At 36.7% G+C, this 19,971-nt stretch carries 17 protein-coding genes and 1 tRNA gene; 3 read left to right on the forward strand and 15 right to left on the reverse strand.

Going from position 1 to position 19,971, the window contains the following annotated elements; genetic code table 11:
• Positions 1 to 355 precede the first annotated feature (355 nt).
• Positions 356 to 1,159: a hypothetical protein gene (locus BUC16_RS17025; RefSeq protein WP_073372024.1), complete on the reverse strand. Its 804-nt coding sequence runs from the start codon at positions 1,157 to 1,159 to the stop codon at positions 356 to 358.
• A 106-nt stretch (positions 1,160 to 1,265) separates the two neighbouring features.
• On the opposite strand from BUC16_RS17025, the gene BUC16_RS17030 reads away from it, so the two are divergent.
• Positions 1,266 to 1,733: a thermonuclease family protein gene (locus BUC16_RS17030; RefSeq protein ID WP_073372025.1), complete on the forward strand. Its 468-nt coding sequence runs from the start codon at positions 1,266 to 1,268 to the stop codon at positions 1,731 to 1,733.
• Positions 1,734 to 1,827: 94 nt separating this feature from the next.
• Here BUC16_RS17030 and BUC16_RS17035 read toward each other — a convergent pair.
• The 14 genes from BUC16_RS17035 to BUC16_RS17100 all read right to left on the reverse strand — a co-directional run bounded on the left by BUC16_RS17035 (position 1,828) and on the right by BUC16_RS17100 (position 16,340).
• Positions 1,828 to 1,912 (reverse strand) — tRNA-Ser (locus tag BUC16_RS17035).
• Positions 1,913 to 2,079: 167 nt separating this feature from the next.
• Positions 2,080 to 3,213, reverse strand: coding sequence for a 3,4-dihydroxy-2-butanone-4-phosphate synthase (gene ribB, locus BUC16_RS17040; protein WP_073372026.1), 1,134 nt, complete (start codon positions 3,211 to 3,213; stop codon positions 2,080 to 2,082).
• Positions 3,214 to 3,221: 8 nt separating this feature from the next.
• Positions 3,222 to 4,655: an LptF/LptG family permease gene (locus tag BUC16_RS17045; protein WP_073372027.1), complete on the reverse strand. Its 1,434-nt coding sequence runs from the start codon at positions 4,653 to 4,655 to the stop codon at positions 3,222 to 3,224.
• 7 nt (positions 4,656 to 4,662) lie between these two features.
• A complete protein-coding gene (gene lolA1, locus BUC16_RS17050; RefSeq protein WP_073372028.1) occupies positions 4,663 to 5,352 on the reverse strand; it encodes an outer membrane lipoprotein periplasmic chaperone LolA1 in 690 nt (229 codons plus the stop codon).
• A gap of 10 nt (positions 5,353 to 5,362) precedes the next feature.
• On the reverse strand, positions 5,363 to 7,834 hold the full coding sequence (locus BUC16_RS17055) for a DNA translocase FtsK (protein ID WP_073372029.1): 2,472 nt from the start codon (positions 7,832 to 7,834) through the stop codon (positions 5,363 to 5,365).
• Between the two features lie 18 nt (positions 7,835 to 7,852).
• Positions 7,853 to 8,227 carry a diacylglycerol kinase family protein gene (locus BUC16_RS17060; protein WP_073372030.1) on the reverse strand — a complete coding sequence of 125 codons (375 nt, stop codon included), beginning with the start codon at positions 8,225 to 8,227 and terminating at the stop codon, positions 7,853 to 7,855.
• Between the two features lie 10 nt (positions 8,228 to 8,237).
• Positions 8,238 to 8,735 (reverse strand): thiol peroxidase, encoded by a 498-nt coding sequence (gene tpx, locus BUC16_RS17065; protein WP_073372031.1) that lies wholly within the window; start codon positions 8,733 to 8,735, stop codon positions 8,238 to 8,240.
• A gap of 142 nt (positions 8,736 to 8,877) precedes the next feature.
• Entirely contained in the window at positions 8,878 to 9,135 is a 258-nt protein-coding gene (locus tag BUC16_RS17070; protein WP_073372032.1) for a DUF6952 family protein, read from the reverse strand.
• A 19-nt stretch (positions 9,136 to 9,154) separates the two neighbouring features.
• Complete coding sequence (locus BUC16_RS17075) at positions 9,155 to 9,463, reverse strand: thioredoxin family protein (protein WP_073372033.1); 309 nt, start codon at positions 9,461 to 9,463, stop codon at positions 9,155 to 9,157.
• Positions 9,464 to 9,549: 86 nt separating this feature from the next.
• A complete protein-coding gene (locus tag BUC16_RS17080; RefSeq protein ID WP_073372034.1) occupies positions 9,550 to 10,188 on the reverse strand; it encodes a peroxiredoxin in 639 nt (212 codons plus the stop codon).
• 126 nt (positions 10,189 to 10,314) lie between these two features.
• On the reverse strand, positions 10,315 to 11,913 hold the full coding sequence (locus BUC16_RS17085) for a glycoside hydrolase family 3 protein (RefSeq protein ID WP_073372035.1): 1,599 nt from the start codon (positions 11,911 to 11,913) through the stop codon (positions 10,315 to 10,317).
• A gap of 173 nt (positions 11,914 to 12,086) precedes the next feature.
• Complete coding sequence (locus BUC16_RS17090; protein ID WP_073372036.1) at positions 12,087 to 13,367, reverse strand: MFS transporter; 1,281 nt, start codon at positions 13,365 to 13,367, stop codon at positions 12,087 to 12,089.
• Positions 13,368 to 13,385: 18 nt separating this feature from the next.
• Complete coding sequence (locus BUC16_RS17095; RefSeq protein ID WP_073372037.1) at positions 13,386 to 14,921, reverse strand: glycoside hydrolase family 10-like protein; 1,536 nt, start codon at positions 14,919 to 14,921, stop codon at positions 13,386 to 13,388.
• A 147-nt stretch (positions 14,922 to 15,068) separates the two neighbouring features.
• On the reverse strand, positions 15,069 to 16,340 hold the full coding sequence (locus tag BUC16_RS17100; RefSeq protein WP_073372038.1) for an acyltransferase family protein: 1,272 nt from the start codon (positions 16,338 to 16,340) through the stop codon (positions 15,069 to 15,071).
• Positions 16,341 to 16,540: 200 nt separating this feature from the next.
• On the opposite strand from BUC16_RS17100, the gene BUC16_RS17105 reads away from it, so the two are divergent.
• A complete protein-coding gene (locus tag BUC16_RS17105) occupies positions 16,541 to 18,472 on the forward strand; it encodes an amino acid permease (RefSeq protein ID WP_073372039.1) in 1,932 nt (643 codons plus the stop codon).
• 137 nt (positions 18,473 to 18,609) lie between these two features.
• Entirely contained in the window at positions 18,610 to 19,935 is a 1,326-nt protein-coding gene (locus BUC16_RS17110) for an MFS transporter (protein ID WP_073372040.1), read from the forward strand.
• Positions 19,936 to 19,971 lie beyond the last annotated feature (36 nt).

The raw sequence follows: 19,971 nt of genomic DNA on the forward strand, positions 1-19,971 counted from the left end.
AAATGAGATTTGAGCTTCCATAACATTAAGATTTATACACAAAGTTACGCATCATTCCATTTTCATCCGGGTTTGTGATTGCTCTTTAATCATGACTATTTCTTTTAAAAATGATATGGTGAGGAGCGTAGCGACAGCATCATTTTAAATCCGAAACTATGCCGAATAGTGGAAAGCCAAAAAAAAAACATTCATCAAATTTCACCAATACATATTCCGCACTTAAATGCACTGTAAGTCCTATATATGCCCACATTATAGATAAATTAGTGCAAAATAAAAAACCCTCTCTTTCGAAAGGGCTTGATTTGCAACATTGCAAACTTTGCAGTATTGCAAACTGATGATTTTTTTTTTAGAAAATCTCTTGGATCTTTAAAGCATTACCGGCATTGAATAAGTAATAATTAGAACCTACCATTTGATAAAACTCTATTCCAATACTACCCAAAACAGCAACATTGATTGTTATTGTTGGGGCATCAGGTAAGGTAGCAGTAACATCAATTAATGCGGTTACGGCATCAACAGGCGTGTAATCCGAATATGCAATATTTGACATTTCATTTAAAACAGGCTCGGCAGGTTCATATGCTCCAGTAGTAGGATTATAAACGGTGTCTGAAACAACAGATAAAGCATTGATGATTCTGAAATGTGTTGCTCCAGATGGGATATTTAAAAAATTAAGAGGATTAAATTCCGGAACACTTAATGTACTCTCGTTTCTGTCAACCGTAGCAGTTAATGTAAATGGAGCTCTGAAAACACCATTAAACGATATGTTGCGATTGAAATCTAATCCTTTTAAATATTGTGGTTGTTGTGAAACCAAAACGGCTCTTTGACCTCTAGCTTCTGAACCATCTTCAATATTAATTTTTTTCATAATGGCAGTAAGTCGCCCAGTAAGTTGACTGTCTGACATTTGTTTCATTAATGCAGATAAACCAACTCTGACAGCTTTACCAGCATTGGCACAAGCGGTAAACTCACTCATATTCTCACGAGTACGAATAAAACCAGGAGCCGTTTTTATTTGTTCCGCAGTTGGTCCGCCTTTTAGACCTGCAAAGTAACCTTCGTTACCTTTAATTTTGAAGTGACGAACTTCTCCTAACGTCCCGACATATTTTATATGTCCTTTCTGTCTTGCCATTTCTATATGTTTTAAATTAAAAATATTTATTAAATTTACATATCAAAACATTAATAATCAATTACTTACTAAATGCAATTTGAAGCATTTTAACGCTAATGAACTTATGACGAAAAATATTATTCTGAAAGTGAAGAAATTCGTAGATGGAGACGGACTTATTGCAGAGGATTATCTAACAAAAAGAGAATTTGAAATAAGATTATATGGCATTGATGCACCAGAAATGAATTATTGTAACAAAATTAAAAAGGATGAAAAAGAACTCCATCTTCCGGCAGCACTTTTAATTAAGTTAGGCTATATGTCATTTGAATTTTTAAAAAGTAATATTTCAATCGGTGATAAATGTACATTGGTACAAGAAAAAAATAATCTTCAAGACAAATACAAAAGAAGCCTTGGTTATCTAATTCTAAATGATGGCAGAGTTTTAAACGAAATTATGATAAAAGAAGGCTATGCGAAGCCTTATAACGACGTTTTTTGTGAAATGCTTCCAATGTATCAGGAATGGAATTTAGAAGCTAAAATCAACCTAAAAGGATTATATTCTATTGTAAATAAGTTTTGATAGTATTTATAACGAATGTGGGCTAAATGTGGGCTAAAAGTAAAAATAAAAAACCCTAACTCCTTTATTTACAAGGGTTAGGGTTTTAATTCAGCGGAGAAAGAGGGATTCGAACCCCCGGACCTGTTACAGTCAACAGTTTTCAAGACTGCCGCATTCGACCGCTCTGCCATTTCTCCAGTATGTTGCCATCATTTCGTGATTGCGAGTGCAAATATAAGAACCTTTTTTGGTTATGCAAATGTATTGTTGGAAAAATTCCTCTTATTTTTTGAGTATTTTTTTAATTGTTTCATTTGCTTTGTTTTAGTCGAAGTTTATTTTTAAAAAACCACTAAAAATATATCTAATACGCCACGTATTCTTCGATTTCCAGCCCGTATCCAATCATTCCAACGCGTTTGGTCTGCTCTGTATTCGACAATAAACGAATTCTCGAAATGTCGATATCGTGCAATATTTGGGCGCCAATTCCAAAATCCCTGTTGTCCATCTTGATTTGCGGTGCCTTGAATTCGCCTTTGGCCTGCAATGCTTTCAATTCGACAATTCGATTCAACAAGTCTCCAGACTGTGATTCTTGATTGATAAACAACACGGCACCTTTTCCCTCGGCATTGATCAATTCGAAAAGATCGCATAATTTTTTGTTGGCATCGTTGGTCAATGTACCCAAAATGTCGTTATTTATCAAGGTGGCATTAATTCTTGTCAATACAGCTTCGCCAATATTCCAGGTTCCTTTGGTCAAGGCTATGTGAACGCTATTATTGGTGGTTTGCAAATAGGCTCTCATTCTAAAAGTGCCAAAACGGGTCTTGATGTCAAAATCTTCTTTCTTGACAATCAAACTGTCGTGTTGCATTCTATAGGCAACCAAATCTTCGATGGAAACCAATTTCAAGTTGAATTTCTTTGCCACTTCAACCAATTGTGGCAACCTTGCCATGCTACCATCTTCGTTCATGATTTCGACAATCACGCCGGCTGGTTTAAAACCTGCCAATCGAGCGAAATCTATTGCTGCTTCTGTATGTCCGGTACGTCTTAAAACGCCTCCTTGTTTGGCTATTAAAGGGAATATGTGACCAGGTCTGGCCAAATCGTGGGGTTTGGTGTTTGGATCTACCAAAGACAAGACGGTAAGCGCTCTGTCCGATGCAGAAATTCCTGTTGTTACGCCATTGCCTCTTAAATCTACCGAAACGGTAAAAGCAGTTTCCATTGGGTCAGTATTATTGTTGACCATGGAATTTAATCCCAATTCCTTGCAACGACTTTCCGTCAACGGAGCGCATATTAATCCACGACCATGAGTGGCCATGAAATTGATCATTTCTGGTGTCGCTTTTTCGGCGGCGGCCAAGAAATCACCTTCGTTTTCTCTGTCCGCATCATCCACAACAATTATTATTTCCCCTTGACGAATGGCTTCAATGGCTTCTTCAATGGTATCGAGTTGTATTTTTGTTGTAGTCATAATAGGTGTTATTTTTGTTGAGGAAATACTTTTTGAAATAATTTTTGAAAAGGAGCCAAGACGACATCCATATTGATTAATCCAATATCGTTCGTGGCTCTATAGGTCAATAAAATAGCCAAAGGGGAAAGAATAAGCGAGGACAACCATGCGCCCAAAAAAGGAGAAAGCTGGTCTTCTTGCGCAACTCTTTTGCCAAAAGTATTGATAAAATGGAAAGATATAAAGATTAAAACGGCAAAGACAATAGGTAATCCCAGTCCGCCTTTTCGAATGATGGCACCCAATGGAGCCCCAATAAAAAACATCAGAAAACAGGCAAACGCAATTACAAATTTGTCATAAAAGGCCAACAGGTGACCGTTGATGTTTTTTTGTTTGTTTTCTAGCTCGGTATTGGTTCCATCAATGGAAAACATATTGTTTTCAACGTTACTTATGGCCAAATTTAGGACTTCCAACTTTTTGTCATTTTTGTATATTGTCAACAAGTCCTTTGGAAGCGTCTTGTTTTTTGGCACGGTTGCTGTCATGGTCCTGCCCAGAACTCCAACACGTTGATTGATGTTTTCCGAAAAAGACGAAATATCGGTATCCATATTTTTATGCAGGGAGTCCAAAGTGTAGGTAAGCTCACTTAGGTTGAGCATCGTGTTGGTATTGCTGATGTTGGTGTTATTAACATCAACGGCATTCAATTTTGACAAGTCAATGTTGATGATGTATTTTTTGAATGTGCTTTTGGCAAAAGGAAACTTTTTCATGTCTTCGTATTTTCGGGCAGCCACATCTTCGTAATAATTACCATCATTCAATACCAAGTGCAGTGTACTGGATTTCTCGCTGCTGATTAATTCGCCAGTCTTGGCCTTGATGACGGTTTTGTTTCCGTCGCCAAGAGGAGATTTTTTGTGAATGGTAATGCCTGTCAGGGTGTTTCCGTTTTCCCCTGATTTTTTGTTTACCTTGATGTTAAATAAACCCACATCGCTAAATTGCCCTTCGGCAATGGCCATGGCGGGTTTTAATTGGGCAATGTTTTTTCTGAAATTGATGAACTTGAATTCGGCATAAGGAATGACGTTATTGGCAAACAAAAAGGCTACGATACTCAATATCGAGATAAAGATAATCAAGCTTTTCATGGCTCTTTGAAGTGAAATCCCAGCAGATTTCATGGCTGCAAATTCATAATTTTCGGCCAAATTTCCAAAAGTCATTATCGAAGCCAATAAAACGGATAAAGGCAATACCAAAGGTACAATTCGAGGCATCGCAAATAACAAGAATTTGAGAACCATCAACAAATCTAAATCCTTGCCCGCTAATTCCGCTATGAATAACCAAACGGATTGAAGTATGAATATAAAAAACAGGATTACAAATACCATGGTAAATGTAGTCAAGAAGGTTTTCAGTAAATATTTGTCGAGAATTTTCACCTAGGAATTAATCTAATTTATTGATGTAGTAATTTGGATATTTACTGGCTACAAAGGTAAATTGATTTTTTGACAAAGGTTGGTTGGTTTTAAAAGAATTTACAGTCAAAGTTGTTTTTGTTCCTTTTTTGCCTGTTTCAATCAAATTATAGATATGTTTGGTTTGCGCATCAATGCCCAACAGTATTTCTTTTCTTGGGTCTTTGGCATTGAGTGGAACCAGTTTTATGTATTGAATTTTTCTGCCTTTTACGTCTTGCAAAATATCCATGGAACATTTGTAACCAGAATTAAAAAAAGTCAACATCTTGGATGGAGTTATGGTGCTATCGTCATTTTCGTTAACCGTGGATACGGTAACTTCTTCATCTTCGGGAACAATGGTGTAGCTTTTCTTTCCGTCAAAAATCTTGGTCACGCCCATAAAATTTAAGACGTATTGATTGCCTTTCATCGTAACATTTCCCTTGCTGTTTTGATTGATGTTTTCCTTGCTGTTGTTTAAGGTGTATTTAAAATCAATCACGATATTGTCGTAGCTTTTCACTATGGCCGTCACCTGGTTTAAAAGGTCTTTTGCCTTTTTGTCTTGTGCTTGAATAGAGAAGCTAAAAAAGAGCAGGGCAATAATTTGAAAATACTTTATACTCACGTTTTTTATGTTTTTATTGCGGAGTTCGTTAATCGTTGATTTCATTTTGTTTTAATTAATTTTGTTCATTGTTGAAAAATTGATCAAGAGAACTCATGTCCGGAATGTTTACACTTCGTGCTTTACTGCCTTCAAATGGGCCCACAATTCCTGCAGCTTCGAGTTGATCGATTAATCTACCGGCCCTGTTGTAGCCTAATTTTAGTTTTCGTTGCAATAATGAAGCGGAACCTTGTTGTGCATTCACAATAACTTCGGCTGCTTCCCTGAATAAAGTATCTCTCTCGGAAATATCCATATCAAGATTAATGCCACTTTCCTCGCCAATAAATTCTGGAAGTAAATAAGCGGTTGCATACGCTTTTTGTGCACCAATAAAATCAACAATTTTCTCCACTTCTGGCGTATCCACAAAGGCGCATTGTACCCGTACCATATCATTTCCATTGGAGTATAGTAAATCTCCACGACCTATCAATTGATCGGCTCCTTGACCGTCAAGAATGGTTCTGGAGTCAATTTTTGATGATACTCTAAAGGCAATTCTGGCAGGAAAATTGGCTTTGATTAAACCGGTAATTACGTTTACAGAGGGTCTTTGTGTGGCTATAATCAAGTGGATTCCAATGGCTCTGGCTAATTGTGCCAATCTTGCAATAGGCATTTCAACTTCTTTTCCAGCTGTCATAATTAAATCAGCAAACTCATCGACCACCAATATGATATAAGGCAAAAATCGATGTCCATTTTCCGGATTCAATTTTCGAGACTTGAATTTTTCGTTGTATTCCTTGATATTTCGAACCATCGCATCTTTTAGCAAATTATAGCGATTGTCCATTTCTACGCATAATGAATTCAAAGTATTGACAACTTTGGCATTATCCGTAATAATGGCATCATCAGAATCAGGTAACATAGCTAAATAATGTCTTTCGATTTTGTTGAAAAGTGTTAATTCAACTTTTTTAGGATCGACCATGACAAATTTAATTTCGGCAGGGTGTTTTTTGTACAACAAGGAAGTAATCACGGCATTCAATCCAACTGATTTTCCTTGTCCAGTTGCTCCAGCCATCAGCAAGTGGGGCATTTTTGCTAAATCGACCACGAAAGTTTCGTTCGAAATGGTTTTTCCCAAAGCGATTGGCAATTCCATTTCGGCTTCCTGAAATTTGGCTGAACCAATGACACTTTTCATGGAAACCATCGTGGGATTCTTGTTGGGAACCTCGATACCGATAGTTCCTTTACCAGGAATTGGGGCAATGATACGAATTCCCAATGCCGAAAGTGACAAGGCAATATCGTCTTCCAAGCTCTTTATTTTTGAAATTCGGATTCCAGCTTCCGGCACGATTTCATATAAGGTTACCGATGGACCAACGGTGGCTTTTATTTGTGCAATTTCTATTTTGTAATTGCGGAGGGTTTCCACAATTCGGTTCTTGTTTTCTTCTAATTCTTCCTGATTGATGGTAATTCCTCCGGTAGAGTATTCTTTCAATAAATCAATCGTTGGGTATTTGTAATTGGATAAATCCAAAGTTGGATCAAATAATCCAAAATCAGCCACCAATCTTGAAGCCAAGTTTTCTTCAATGATGTCTTCTTCTGCTGCTTTTTCAATTACAAAATGGTCATCGTTTGTATGGATGATTTCTGGAGTGGGAGCAATATAAGGAGGAGGCGTTACCACTTCCGACGGAGTTGTTTTTAGGCTAATTTCCGAAGAATTGCTGATAGTGGGTTTCAACGCTTCTTTATTGATTTCAAATTGAGAACCGGACAAGGTTTTTAAATGAATGCCATCAAGGTCGTCATCATTTTCGTCTTTTGTTTCTTTAACGGCATATTCTTCCAAATTATAAGCACTGGCTGCTGAACTGCTAGTGGCGGCAGTACTTAAATCGGTTTTGATTTCTTTTTTGGTATTTTCGAAAAAGGTTTTTATTTTTTCGGGAGACACCTTGATTTTAAAGATTAAATAAATGACGATCCCAAAAATCAGTACCAATAAAGTTCCTGTTTTTCCGATGTAATCTTGTGAAAACAAATTCAATTCATAACCAATGATTCCGCCCAGTTCGGGTAGGGAAGTGGCAAAAAAACCAAACAAAATAGACAGGATGATAATTACGAATAAATCCCAAAACCAAATGTTTTTCAATTTTCGCAAAGAAATATCAAGAATCAAAAACAATCCGGTTAAGAAGAACAATCGAACAAACAAGAAGGAGGCAATTCCAAAACCTTGATAAATGATTAAATCAGCCAAGTAAGCACCAAACTTTCCCAACCAATTTTGAACCACTTCATTTCGATCCGTCAATTGGTTTACGGCACTTTGATCTTCCTGCCCATAAATGTAAAAGGAAATAAAAGCAAGTAACAAGGCAGTTGAAAATAATACCAAAAGGCAACCCAAAACAATTTTGTGTTGTTTTGATATTGCCCATGATTTTTTTGCCTCAGATTTTGAATCGACTTTCTTGTCTGGAGTTGTTGTTTTTATTGTTTTTGCCATTCTTGGTTGAACTATTTACTATAAAAATTTTGGTACATATATAATTAATCCAATTGCGATTGCGGTAAATGCTGCAAACAAGACTGCTCCAGCAGCAATGTCTTTTATGAATCCAATTTTTTCGTGGAAATTGGGATGAATAAAATCGGCTATTTTTTCAATTGCGGTGTTCAAGCCTTCAATACTCATCACAAAACCAATTGCCAATGTTTGAAAAAGCCATTCGGTTGTGGTGATATTGTAATAAAAACCAGCGATTGTCATTAAAATGCCAATCGAAAATTGCACCATTATACTGTGCTCGGTTGTAATTAATTTTACGGCACCTTTCACGGCAAATAAAACGCTTTTTAATCGACCGCTAATGAAAGAGTTGTCCTTTTGGAATTCCATCAAATGGCTATTAAAGTACTGCTATTGCAGCTTCATAGTTGGGCTCGTTGGCAATTTCAGGAACTTGCTCCGTATATAAAACGGTTCCATTTTCATCGGCCACGATGATTGATCTTGAATGCAGTCCAGCCAAAACGCCGTCAACAATTTCCAAACCATTGTTTTTTCCAAAACTTCCTTCTTGGAAATCAGATAAATTAACCACGTTTTCCAATCCTTCGGCACCACAGAAACGTTTTTGTGCAAAAGGCAAATCTCTTGAAATACACAATACTTTTGTGTTCTCCAATTTACTGGCGCTTTCGTTAAATTTACGAACAGAAGTGGCACATGTTCCAGTATCAATGCTTGGGAAAATATTTAGGACTAATCTTGATCCAGCAAAATCCGCCAGGGAAGCGGTAGAAAGATCATTTTTTACTAATTTAAAATCAGCTAGTTTTGAACCAACTTTTGGTAATTCGCCTGAAGTGTGTATTGGATTTCCTCCTAATGTTATTGAAGCCATAATTTGTTTATTTTTTAATGAGGTTCAAAAGTATGAAAATTTATTTACGATTTATGGTTTTTTGATTTCCGATTTGAGAAATTTGATAAAAAAAACGCCCTCATTTCTGAAGGCGTTTCCTAATTTATTCAAACAAAAAGTGTTATTTATCAATCGAACCCAGGACTCTTTTCATAAAAGTATTCAGGGCTTCTTTCTTGTCCATTCCGCCTTTGGTCATTTTATGGACTTCAAGCGCACCGTACATATTCGAAATTAATTCGCCAATCACGTCCAACTCTTCATCTTTCAATGAAGAAACTTCGGTCAAAGCTTCCAGAACTTCGATAGTTTCAATAAGATAATCCTGGTCGTTTTCTTCAATAAATTGAGATAAATGTTTGATTACGGGTAGTTTCATTCTTTTATTGTTTAATCGGTTAAACTATTTCATTTACCAATTCGATTAAAACTTCTTGTTTGTTCGTTTGGCTTTCGTTTACCAATTTTCCGTTCACGAAAGTGGCAAAAGTAGGCAAGTTGCTTACATTGGCCAGCTTTCTGGATTCTGGAGAATTCTCGGCATCTACCAAAACAAAAGTAATAGCTTCATTTTCAGTTGCCAGTTTTTTGAATTTTGGTTTCATGATGCGACAGTTTCCACACCAAGAGGCGGAATATTGAACGACAACTTTTTCGTTGCTAGCAACTAAATCCTGTAATGTATCTTCGGTTAAATCGATTAACATGGCTTATAAATTTAATGTCAATATCAAAATTCAATGGCAATATCAATATTGAAAATTGAAATTGCCATTGGTATTGCTATTGAAAGTTAGTTTGCGCTTAAGTATTCCGCAGTACTGATTCTGTCAGCAGTCATTGCTTCTTTTCCTTCTTCCCAGTTGGCTGGACAAACTTCACCTTTGGTTTGTACGTGAGTGTAAGCATCAACCAAACGTAAATATTCGTTTACGTTACGACCCAATGGCATATCGTTTACGCTTTCGTGGAAAATTTTTCCAGTTTCGTCAATCAAATAAGTAGCTCTGTAAGTTACGTTGGAACCTTCTACCAAATAAGTATCGGCATCTTCGTTATAAGCACCAGCTTCAGCATCCAAAATTCCTAATGCAGCAGACAAGTTTCTGGTAGTGTCAGCCAAAAGTGGGTAAGTAACACCTTCGATTCCACCATTGTTTTTTGGAGTGTTTAACCAAGCAAAATGCACTTCGTTAGTATCGCAAGATGCACCAATTATAACGGTATTTCTTTTATTGAATTCAGGCAAAGCAGCTTGAAAAGCGTGTAATTCCGTTGGGCAAACAAATGTGAAATCTTTTGGATACCAAAAAAGCAATACTTTTTTATTGTTGTTTACTGCTTCTTCAAGAACGTTGATTCTCAAATTATCTCCCATTTCTGAAATGGCGTCTACTGTAATGTTTGGGAATTTTTTTCCTACTAATGACATAAAATTTATTTTTAAAAGTTATTGTTTTTTATTTGATGGCAAAGATAAATTAAAACAAATGGCTCTATCAATAAGATTTTATTATAAATTTTTATGTGGTGATAGTATTTTGTTATACAGAGTCGATTAGATACCACTTACCATTACTGGTAAACTGCCTTTGCATTTGGAGTTTTCGATTAATTGTTGGGCTGCACTTTCTTGAAATTCAGGAAAGTCCTGATAGACTTGCATGATTCCCAAAGTTGAATCTAAATTAGGAATGACTTGTAAAGAATAGGGATTTCCAAATACGTACAAAACACATTTTTTGGATGAAAATAATTTTCCCAAGAACTCCAAAACGGAATTTTCCATTTCAAAATTATTCAAAGGTTTTGCTTTTGGAACAAAAAGTGAGATTAAAACAAAGTCAAAATCAACGAGGTTTTTCTCCATTTCAGTAATCGAATTTTCATCAGCGGTTTCTAATGCAAATTCCGGTGAAGGAAGCGGAGCAGACAAGGTTTTGAAAAAGAGATTATCCGTATTTTTATAAAGGCTGACTTTGGCTAATTTATAATCGTTTTTGGCTTCATAAAGATTGACACTATTCAGATTATCTTTTATTTTGGTAATGCAATTATCCGCTATTTTTTTGTTTAAAGCAGCAGCAGTTTCAAAATCCAATTTACCTTCAGGAGCAAAATTTCCATCTATAATTCCCGCTTTTTGTTTGCATTTCCATAGACGGTTGAAGCTTGCCTCAATACGATCCGGACTGGCATTTTTCAGGATTTCCTGAATGCCTTCGGCCACGTTTTCGGCAAAACACAACACATCGTTTCCGGCGTTGAAAGCTTCCCATTCCAGTTTTCCTTTGGTGTCATATAATTTCGAAACACTGTGCATATTCAAGGCATCCGAAATCACCAAACCATCATATCCCAATTGCTTTCTCAAAAGATCTTCAATAATTGGTTTTGACAAGGTGGCGGATGTGTTTTTGCCGTCATTTAAATCCGGAACTGCCAAATGTCCAATCATAATCGAATCGACATCGTTTTCTATTCCTTTGATGAAAGAATACAATTCGTTTTCCAGTAATTCTTCCAGCGTTTCTTCTAAAACAGGCAATCCCAAATGCGAATCGATGCTTGTATTTCCGTGACCCGGAAAATGTTTCAGACAACCCAAAACTCCAACATCGTTCATTCCACGCAAATATTCCAAGGCAAATTGAGCCACTTTTTCTTTGTTTTGACCAAAAGAACGGTAACCAATTACTGGATTATTAGGGTTGTTGTTAATGTCTGCCAAAGGCGCCAGATTATAATGAATCCCTGCCGATTTCAGATCCAGTCCAATTTGTTTTCCAACTTCGTAAACCAATTCTTTAGAGCTGTCCGGCAAAGCGCCAAGTGTGATGGCATAAGGGTATTGAGGTGTTTTTTCCACTCGCATTGCCAGTCCCCATTCCGCATCAATACTCATCAAAAGTGGAGTAGTGGCACATTTTTGGAATCGAACAACAAGTTCTTTCAAACGTTCGTAACTATCGTCGTTGAATTCCACTTTTTTCTTGGATTCATAGTTGGTTGCGGCACTGGCTCTACTATGAAAAAAGGTCAATCCGCCAATGTTGTGTTCTTTGATTAAACGTTCGGTTTCCTGAATGTTTTCTTCGGTATCATTGATGAAAACTGCCGGAAAAAAGAATTGTCCTATTTTTTGTTCTAATGTCATTGTTTAGAATTTTATGCTTTTTGGTACACGGATAAAACGGATTCGCTATCGCGAAAACGCAGATAAATACAGATTTTTGATATTCTTTTTATTTGTTGTGTAATTTGAGTTTGCTTTCTATTTAATTTTTAAAAAATCCGTTTTTATCCGTGTTTTTACGAAGTAAATTAGCGTCATCTGCGTGCTATTTTTTTTTCTTCGGTTTTCTTCCCAAAATCATCAGGAAATATTAAAAATCGAGATAAAACAATACCAGGAATAGTGGCTAAAAGTACCCAAATAAAGAAGTTACCATAACCTAAATATTGCTGAATGTAACCGCTCAACATTCCGGGAAGCATCATTCCCAAAGCCATAAAACCAGTTGCGATGGCATAATGCGACGTTTTGGATTCTCCTTCGGCAACGTAAATCAAGTACATCATAAAGGCTGCAAAACCAAATCCGTAACCAAATTGCTCCAAAATAACCACGGCATAAACATAATAAACCGAGGCTGGATGAAAATGGGCCAACAATACAAAACCAATAATGGGCAAGTGCATCGTTAAAATCATGGGCAACATCCATTTTCCCAAACCGTGTTTAGAAATGGCAATTCCACCTAAAATACCGCCAATAGTAAGGGCAATTAATCCGAAAGTTCCATATATGATTCCTACGTCTTCGGTTTCTAATCCTAGACCACCCACATCGGTTTTGTCAACTAAAAAAGGAGTCAGCATCTTTAATAACTGTGATTCTCCTAAACGAAATAAAAGAATAAAAGCCAGGATTAGTCCGATTTGTTTCTTTTTGAAAAAACTGGCAAAAACTATGGCAAAATTTTTCTCTTCTGTTTCTCCTGCTTTAATTGGTAATTCGGCTTTTGGCGTAGCAAAATAATTGTAAACCGTTAAAAAAGTCATTACCAACCCAACGAAAATCATCGTGTAAGACCACGCTTTTTGATTGTCGCCATATTGATGTTCGAGATAACCCGCCAAAAGGATAATCAACCCATTTCCGGTTAACATGGAAGCTCTGTAAAAAGTGCTTCGAATTCCTAAAAAGAAGGATTGTTGTTCTTTTTCCAATGCCAACATATAAAATCCGTCGCTCGCCACATCATTCGAAGCGGAAGCAAAGGCAGCTACCCAAAAAATAGCCAAACTCAACATAAAAAAGTGGCTCGTTGGAATGATAAAACCAACAATCAAAAAGGCGATTGAAATGAATAATTGCATACTCAAGAACCAGTTTCGTTTGGTTCCGTTCAAGTCAATAAAGGGACTCCACAAGGGTTTGATTACCCAAGGCAAATACAATAGACTGGTATAAACTCCAATATCCTCGTTGCTGATTCCGAGGTTTTTGTACATCAATACCGAAACTGAAATAATGATGACATACGGAAAACCCGATGCAAAATTTAATAATGGAATCCAAAACCAAGGATTATTGTCTGTTTTCATTTTAATTTATTTTTTCGGTTAATCTACTATTGTAGGTGTACTTTCATTGCCATAAAAATCGACGTAGGTAAAGGCAAAAGAACTGTGTTCATTTTCTTTATTGGTTGGAATATGGACGGAAATCAAATCCCCATTGGCACCCAAAGTAATCTTGTCAATGATTTGGCTCGGATCGTTCGTGTCTATTCTGCCGGCTCTTTTGGCACGATAAACCATAAGGTATCGGATCTTGCTGTTCAAAGGATATTTGAAAGTAAAAGTTGAATTTACAGTGTCTTTTTCGAATGTGTTTAACAATGGACTATCAATTACAATCTGTTTTAACTGAGGAACAGCATAGGGAAGTGCTGGATACCTGTATTGGTTTTCCATCAATATTTGAGTGACTTTTTGATTTTTGTTCACGAACCATTTGGCACTGAAAAAAGCATTTCCTTGAATGTTTTTATAGCTTCGGGTAAGATCGATTTGATTTGGGATTTCAAGTGGATTGTCCCATCTTTTATCGGTGTCGTTATTAATTTTATAAGTCCCGTTACCGATGTAAATGGCGGTATTTTTAGAATTTTCCGACCACCATTTCAACAGTTTGGAATAAGAAGCTTTAGGATGTCCCATACTCCAATAAAGCTGCGGAACCAAGTAATCAATCCATTTGTTTTCCATCCAAGTCATTGGATTGGCATATAAATCATCATAATTGGTTTGTCCGGATTCGGTATCGGAACCTTTTGGGTCCACCGATTTATTACGCCAAACGCCAAACGGACTGATGCCAAATTGTACCCAAGGTTTACATTCTTTTATGGTATGGGAAACCCGTTTTACCAAGCTGTCCACATTGGCTCGTCGCCAATCTTCGAGCTTCAATCCGTTGCCATATTTTGAAAAAGAAGCACGATCATTGAATGTTTCTCCCGGTACTTTATACGGATAGAAATAATCATCAAAATGAATGGCATCAATATCATACTTTTGAACGACTTCTTCCACTACATTGGTCAAATGGTTTTGAACTTCGGGCAAACCTGGATCGTAATAATACTTTTCCTTGCCGGATTCGCCATATTTTATCATCCAATTGCGATGCTTGTTAAAATCGTGGTTAAGACTCAAGGTTTCGGTTTTGGTGTCCATGGTGGCGCGATACGGATTTAACCAAGCGTGAAACTCAAAGCCCCTGGCGTGGGCTTCGTTAATCATCCATTCCAAAGGGTCGAAATAGGGGCTTGGCGCTTTTCCTTCTTTTCCAGTCAAATAACGGGACCATGGCGCCAATTCAGTAGGATAAAAGGCTTCGCCTGAACTACGAATTTGTACAATTACGGCATTGTAGTTCATTTTTTTATAGACATCCAAAATTTCGAGATAATCCGCTTTTTGTTTTTCTACAGGATCAATATTGCTTTTTGGCCAGTCAATATTGGCTACGGTGGCTATCCAAACTGCCCTGAATTCGTTTTTGGGATTTATAATTTTTTCTTGTGCATTTCCAATCCAAAACGGAAGAAAAATAAGAGAAACCAGTATTAAAGAAGACTTGTATTTATTCATTATTATTCTTGATTATCTAAAAAATCAAAAGTAGTTTTTTTAGTGAAGTTTATCGTATAAAATTCTACTTTTTTAGAACTGCAATTTCTTTGCCAAACTATGGAAAGACTTTTTTAGAGCCAACACTGTTTACACTTTTTTGAAATATTACACTTTAAAAAACAGTTTCTTTTTATAAAAAAACCATAAAATAAACGTCCAAAAAACGACATACAACAAGGCAAATGCCAATGAAGCATTTAAAGGGTTTGTAAATACGGGAGTAATGCAAAAATCATAAAAGTAATCCCTTATATTTATTTTTTCTGCAACAACTTCGGGATTTTGAATTTCGATCATGCCCCAAGCCCCCGGAAGTATTCCAGACAAAAAGAACACAATCATGGGATTCACTCCCCAAATCAAAAAAATCCGGGTCCATTTTTTATAATTGGCAATCTCTATTAGATAATACAATAGGGTTAAAATCAATATTGCCAAACCGGCAGTATATAAAACATAAGAACTGGTCCAAAGCGATTTGTTTATTGGAAAAACAAGGCTCCAAATTAAACCAAGTACCAATAGTGAAATGCCGATGACACTTAGTTTTTTTGTGATTTCTATTTTAGTGCTTTGAAAATTCAACACTTGGCCAATTACCATTCCAAGAATTCCGGTTGCAATAGCGGGAATTGTGCTTAAAATACCTTCGGGATCCCAAGTTTTGGAAGAACTCCATAGATGACCGTTTAAAACTAAGTTGTCCAACCAGGCCGCCAGATTGGTGCCTTTTTCCAAATTGGCCTCGCCAAAACCTGGAACAGGAATGCAGGCCATCAAAAACCAATAGAATAATAACAGCGATGAGGCAATCCCAATTTGGGTTTTTAAGGTTGTTTTCAAGAACAGAAGGGACGTAAAAAAATAGACAATTCCAATACGTTGCAAAACCCCGGGAATTCTAACATCTTGATAACTTTCCATTGGGCCGTATGCCAAGAAAAATAGTATTGCCAAGACTCCAAAAACCAGATATGTTTTTATTTTTTGGTTAAAATTTCCCAAAAGGGCAACTCCAACAATACCAGTAATTATCAAACGAACCATCAATAATGGTATTCCTTCCAATCCCAAAAAGGCTATTTTGTCGAAATAATTTAAAAATAATCCCAAGCAGAAAATTCGCAGTGAGCGAACCACAATTTTGTTAAAAACAGTGAAGTCAAATTGTTTGTTTGGCATGGAAAATGGAATTGCGGTTCCCATGATAAATACAAAAAACGGAAAGACCAAATCAGTAGGCGTACATCCATTCCATTCGGCATGTTCCAATGGTGGATAAATGTGGCTCCAGCTTCCTGGATTGTTGACTATTGTCATTAACATTATTGTAAATCCCCTGAATACATCTAGTGAAATTAAACGTTCTTTTGTCATTTTGGTTTGGGTTAAATTAATATTTCACAATTCAATCTTGTGAAATTTGTTGAATATTTTCCTTTTTAGAACTTAAAATAAAAGTATCAATAAAAACTTAATAAATTGCAATTGTTTCCTAGATTTAGGATTCCTACAAGAAGGCTTATATTTTTGACACAATTCATGTATATTTGTTTAGCAACAATAAAATTTGAAATATGGCATTTTCCCAATTATTTAGAAAAAAGACGGTTCAAGATATTTTAAAGCAGGTTGAAAAAAACAATACCGATGGCCACGATACTTTGGGAAAACATTTGACCACTCGTGATTTGACCGCTTTTGGCATTGCAGCGATTGTAGGAGCGGGAATTTTTAGCACCATTGGAAAAGCCAGTGCCGACGGTGGCCCAGCGGTTATTTTTCTTTTCTTGTTTACCGCTTTGGCTTGTGGTTTTGCCGCTTTTGCTTATGCCGAATTTGCTTCAATGGTTCCGGTTTCGGGAAGTGCTTATACTTATTCTTATGTTGCATTTGGAGAAATAATTGCCTGGATTATTGGTTGGGCCTTGATTATGGAATATGCCATTGGCAATATCACCGTGGCCATTTCGTGGAGTGACTATTTTACCGGCTTGCTGGAAAGTGGGGGAATTTATTTGCCTCAATGGGTTCAAATGGATTATTTAACCGCTTCGAATGGTTTTAAAGAAGCCACGGCATTGATGCAAGGAGGAAAATCATTCGAAAATTTAGATGCTGGCTTACAGACTGCTTACACGGCTTGGACAACCTCGCCAGTAATTGGTTCTTTCCATTTTGTTGCCGATTTGCCTGCATTGTTGATTATTATCTTGATTACGGCCTTGGTGTATCGTGGGATGAAAGAATCGAGAAACGCCAGTAATATCATGGTTGTAGTAAAATTGTGCATCGTTCTTTTGGTTATAGCTGTTGGTATTTTTTATGTTGATACAACCCATTGGGATCCATTTGCGCCTAATGGCGTTTCGGGTGTTTTAAAAGGAGTTTCCGCAGTTTTCTTTGCTTATATTGGTTTTGATGCCATTTCAACCACCGCCGAAGAATGTAAAAATCCGCAACGTGATTTGCCTCGGGGAATGATGTGGGCGATTATTATTTGTACTATTTTATATATCGCCATTGCCTTGGTTTTGACCGGAATGGTGAGTTATAGCGAATTGAATGTAGGTGATCCACTGGCTTTTGTATTCAATAAATTGAATCTTAAATGGATGTCGGGAATTATAGCCGTGAGTGCCGTTGTGGCAATGGCGAGTGTTTTGTTGGTTTTTCAAATGGGACAACCTCGAATTTGGATGAGCATGAGCCGCGACGGATTGTTGCCCAAACGTTTTTCCAAAGTGCATCCAAAATTTAAAACACCATCTTATGCCACCATTGTAACCGGTTTTGTGGTTGCGATTCCAGCCTTGTTTTTGAACTTGACGATGGTTACCGATTTGTGCAGTATTGGCACCTTGTTTGCCTTTGTCTTGGTTTGTGCCGGAGTTTTGGTATTGCAAAACAAACCCAATATTCCTCGTGGAAAGTTTAAAACCCCTTATGTAAATTCTAAATTCATTATGCCGGTTTTGATTGCCGTTGGACTCGTTTATGCCTTTGGTTACAACCAAAAAGCAACAATGGATTTCATTACCAATGAAACACAAATTAACAGTCCCGCCGATATTGTTACTGCATTGGATAAAAGTCACACTTCTCAAGTATATGATTATTTGGAGGCTTTTGATGTAAAAAACAGTACCACCGAAAAACCGGACTTGGAACTTTTGTTGAGCCAATACGAACAAGATGATGCAAAATACGCCACCGTGGTAGCCGGTCTTCCAGTGAGCGATTCCATCAAATACGAGAGTGGTTTTAGTCTTTTTAAACACAAAATACCCATGTGGATTTTCTTGTTTGTTTTGGCAGGACTAGCCGTTTGGTCTTACAAACAGAATTTATCGTTAATTCCATTACTGGGTTTGATTTGTTGTTTGTACATGATGGCGGAATTGAGTGTTTGGAACTGGATTTATTTTACGATTTGGTTGCTAATCGGACTTTTGATTTACTTTGGTTTCAGTCGTAAAAACAGCAAGTTGAATGTTTTGGAAGCTTAATTTATAGCAGTCAAAGTATTAAATTGTCAAGAGTTTTTTAAATGAAATTCTTGACAATTTTTTAATGTAAAGGAAAGTAAAAGACACTTTGGCACTATAGTTTTTTAACTATATTTGGAGCCAATAAAAAATGAAAAATGAAAAAACTAGAAAAAGGAAGTTCTAAATTGCTAAACGCTTGGGCATTTTATGATTGGGCGAACTCTGTTTATCCATTGGTAATTTCATCGGCAGTTTTTCCCATCTTTTTCGAATCTTTATTCAGCGACAGAAGTCATTATATTGATGTTTTTGGGTTGACCTTAAAAAATTCGGCTTTGATAAGTTTTGTGACTGCGGCCGCATTTTTGCTCGTTGCGTTCATCTCGCCATTGCTCTCTGGAATTGCCGATTATGTGGGAAACAAGAAATCTTTCATGAAATTCTTTTGCTATATGGGAGCTTTGTCCTGTATGGGGTTGTATTGGTTCAGTCTTGAAAATATTTATATTGGGCTATTCTTTTACTTTTTTGGATTGATTGGTTTTTGGGGAAGTCTGGTGTTTTATAATTCCTATTTACCGGATATTGCTTTTCCGGAACAGCAGGATAAAATCAGTGCCAAAGGATATTCCTTGGGGTATATAGGAAGTGTAATCTTGTTGATTGTCAATTTGGCAATGATAATGAAACCTGATCTTTTTGCAATTACGGGAACAAGTGGTGAAGCCGCGATGAAAGCCATGCGGTATTCCTTTGTAATGGTGGGAGTTTGGTGGATTCTTTTTAGCCAGTACACGTATTATTTTTTACCAAAAGGAAATAACAATGCAGATCAAAAAGTGACCAAAGATGTCATTTTTAATGGTTTTAAAGAATTGAAGAAAGTTTGGGCATTATTGGAAGATAATATTTCCTTGAAAAGATATTTGGGCAGTTTTTTTGTTTACAGTATGGCCGTTCAAACCGTCATGATTATTGCGACATATTTTGGTGCGCAAGAAATTGCTTGGTCATCCAAAGAAGAAAGTACGACCGGATTGATTATTTGTATTTTGGTTATTCAATTGGTGGCAGTTTTGGGAGCGGTATTCACTTCAAGAGCTTCTGCAAAATTCGGAAATATTCCAACCCTGATATTTATTAACTGTGTTTGGGTAGTTTTTTGTGCCTTGGCATTTTTTATTACTTTGCCAATTCATTTTTACGCCATGGCTGGATTGGCGGGACTTGTAATGGGAGGGATTCAGTCCTTGTCCCGTTCAACCTATTCCAAATTATTGCCTGAAACCGAGGATACGGCTTCCTTTTTTAGTTTTTATGATGTTTCCGAAAAAATAGGAATCGTGATTGGAATGTGTGTTTATGGCATCATTGACCAGATTACGGGAAGTCCAAGATTTGCCATCGTATTTTTAGGCGTCTTTTTTGTTACGGGAGTTATTTTATTGAAAAGAGTGCCTAAACAAAAAATGGCAAACTAATTTTTTCTGCACAATTCGCTTCATTTTAGATTTCAG

Origin of the sequence: Flavobacterium fluvii, from assembly GCF_900129545.1 — a bacterium.
In the GTDB taxonomy this organism is placed as follows: domain Bacteria; phylum Bacteroidota; class Bacteroidia; order Flavobacteriales; family Flavobacteriaceae; genus Flavobacterium; species Flavobacterium fluvii.

Excerpts from the sequence above, each read along its gene's own strand:
- BUC16_RS17025 (WP_073372024.1), bottom strand. The coding sequence starts at position 1,159 with ATGGCAAGACAGAAAGGACATATAAAATATGTCGGGACGTTAGGAGAA.
- BUC16_RS17030 (WP_073372025.1), top strand. The coding sequence starts at position 1,266 with ATGACGAAAAATATTATTCTGAAAGTGAAGAAATTCGTAGATGGAGAC.
- ribB (WP_073372026.1), bottom strand. The coding sequence starts at position 3,213 with ATGACTACAACAAAAATACAACTCGATACCATTGAAGAAGCCATTGAA.
- lolA1 (WP_073372028.1), bottom strand. The coding sequence starts at position 5,352 with ATGAAATCAACGATTAACGAACTCCGCAATAAAAACATAAAAAACGTG.
- BUC16_RS17055 (WP_073372029.1), bottom strand. The coding sequence starts at position 7,834 with ATGGCAAAAACAATAAAAACAACAACTCCAGACAAGAAAGTCGATTCA.
- BUC16_RS17060 (WP_073372030.1), bottom strand. The coding sequence starts at position 8,227 with ATGGAATTCCAAAAGGACAACTCTTTCATTAGCGGTCGATTAAAAAGC.
- tpx (WP_073372031.1), bottom strand. The coding sequence starts at position 8,735 with ATGGCTTCAATAACATTAGGAGGAAATCCAATACACACTTCAGGCGAA.
- BUC16_RS17070 (WP_073372032.1), bottom strand. The coding sequence starts at position 9,135 with ATGAAACTACCCGTAATCAAACATTTATCTCAATTTATTGAAGAAAAC.
- BUC16_RS17075 (WP_073372033.1), bottom strand. The coding sequence starts at position 9,463 with ATGTTAATCGATTTAACCGAAGATACATTACAGGATTTAGTTGCTAGC.
- BUC16_RS17080 (WP_073372034.1), bottom strand. The coding sequence starts at position 10,188 with ATGTCATTAGTAGGAAAAAAATTCCCAAACATTACAGTAGACGCCATT.
- BUC16_RS17085 (WP_073372035.1), bottom strand. The coding sequence starts at position 11,913 with ATGACATTAGAACAAAAAATAGGACAATTCTTTTTTCCGGCAGTTTTC.
- BUC16_RS17090 (WP_073372036.1), bottom strand. The coding sequence starts at position 13,367 with ATGAAAACAGACAATAATCCTTGGTTTTGGATTCCATTATTAAATTTT.
- BUC16_RS17095 (WP_073372037.1), bottom strand. The coding sequence starts at position 14,921 with ATGAATAAATACAAGTCTTCTTTAATACTGGTTTCTCTTATTTTTCTT.
- BUC16_RS17100 (WP_073372038.1), bottom strand. The coding sequence starts at position 16,340 with ATGACAAAAGAACGTTTAATTTCACTAGATGTATTCAGGGGATTTACA.
- BUC16_RS17105 (WP_073372039.1), top strand. The coding sequence starts at position 16,541 with ATGGCATTTTCCCAATTATTTAGAAAAAAGACGGTTCAAGATATTTTA.
- BUC16_RS17110 (WP_073372040.1), top strand. The coding sequence starts at position 18,610 with ATGAAAAAACTAGAAAAAGGAAGTTCTAAATTGCTAAACGCTTGGGCA.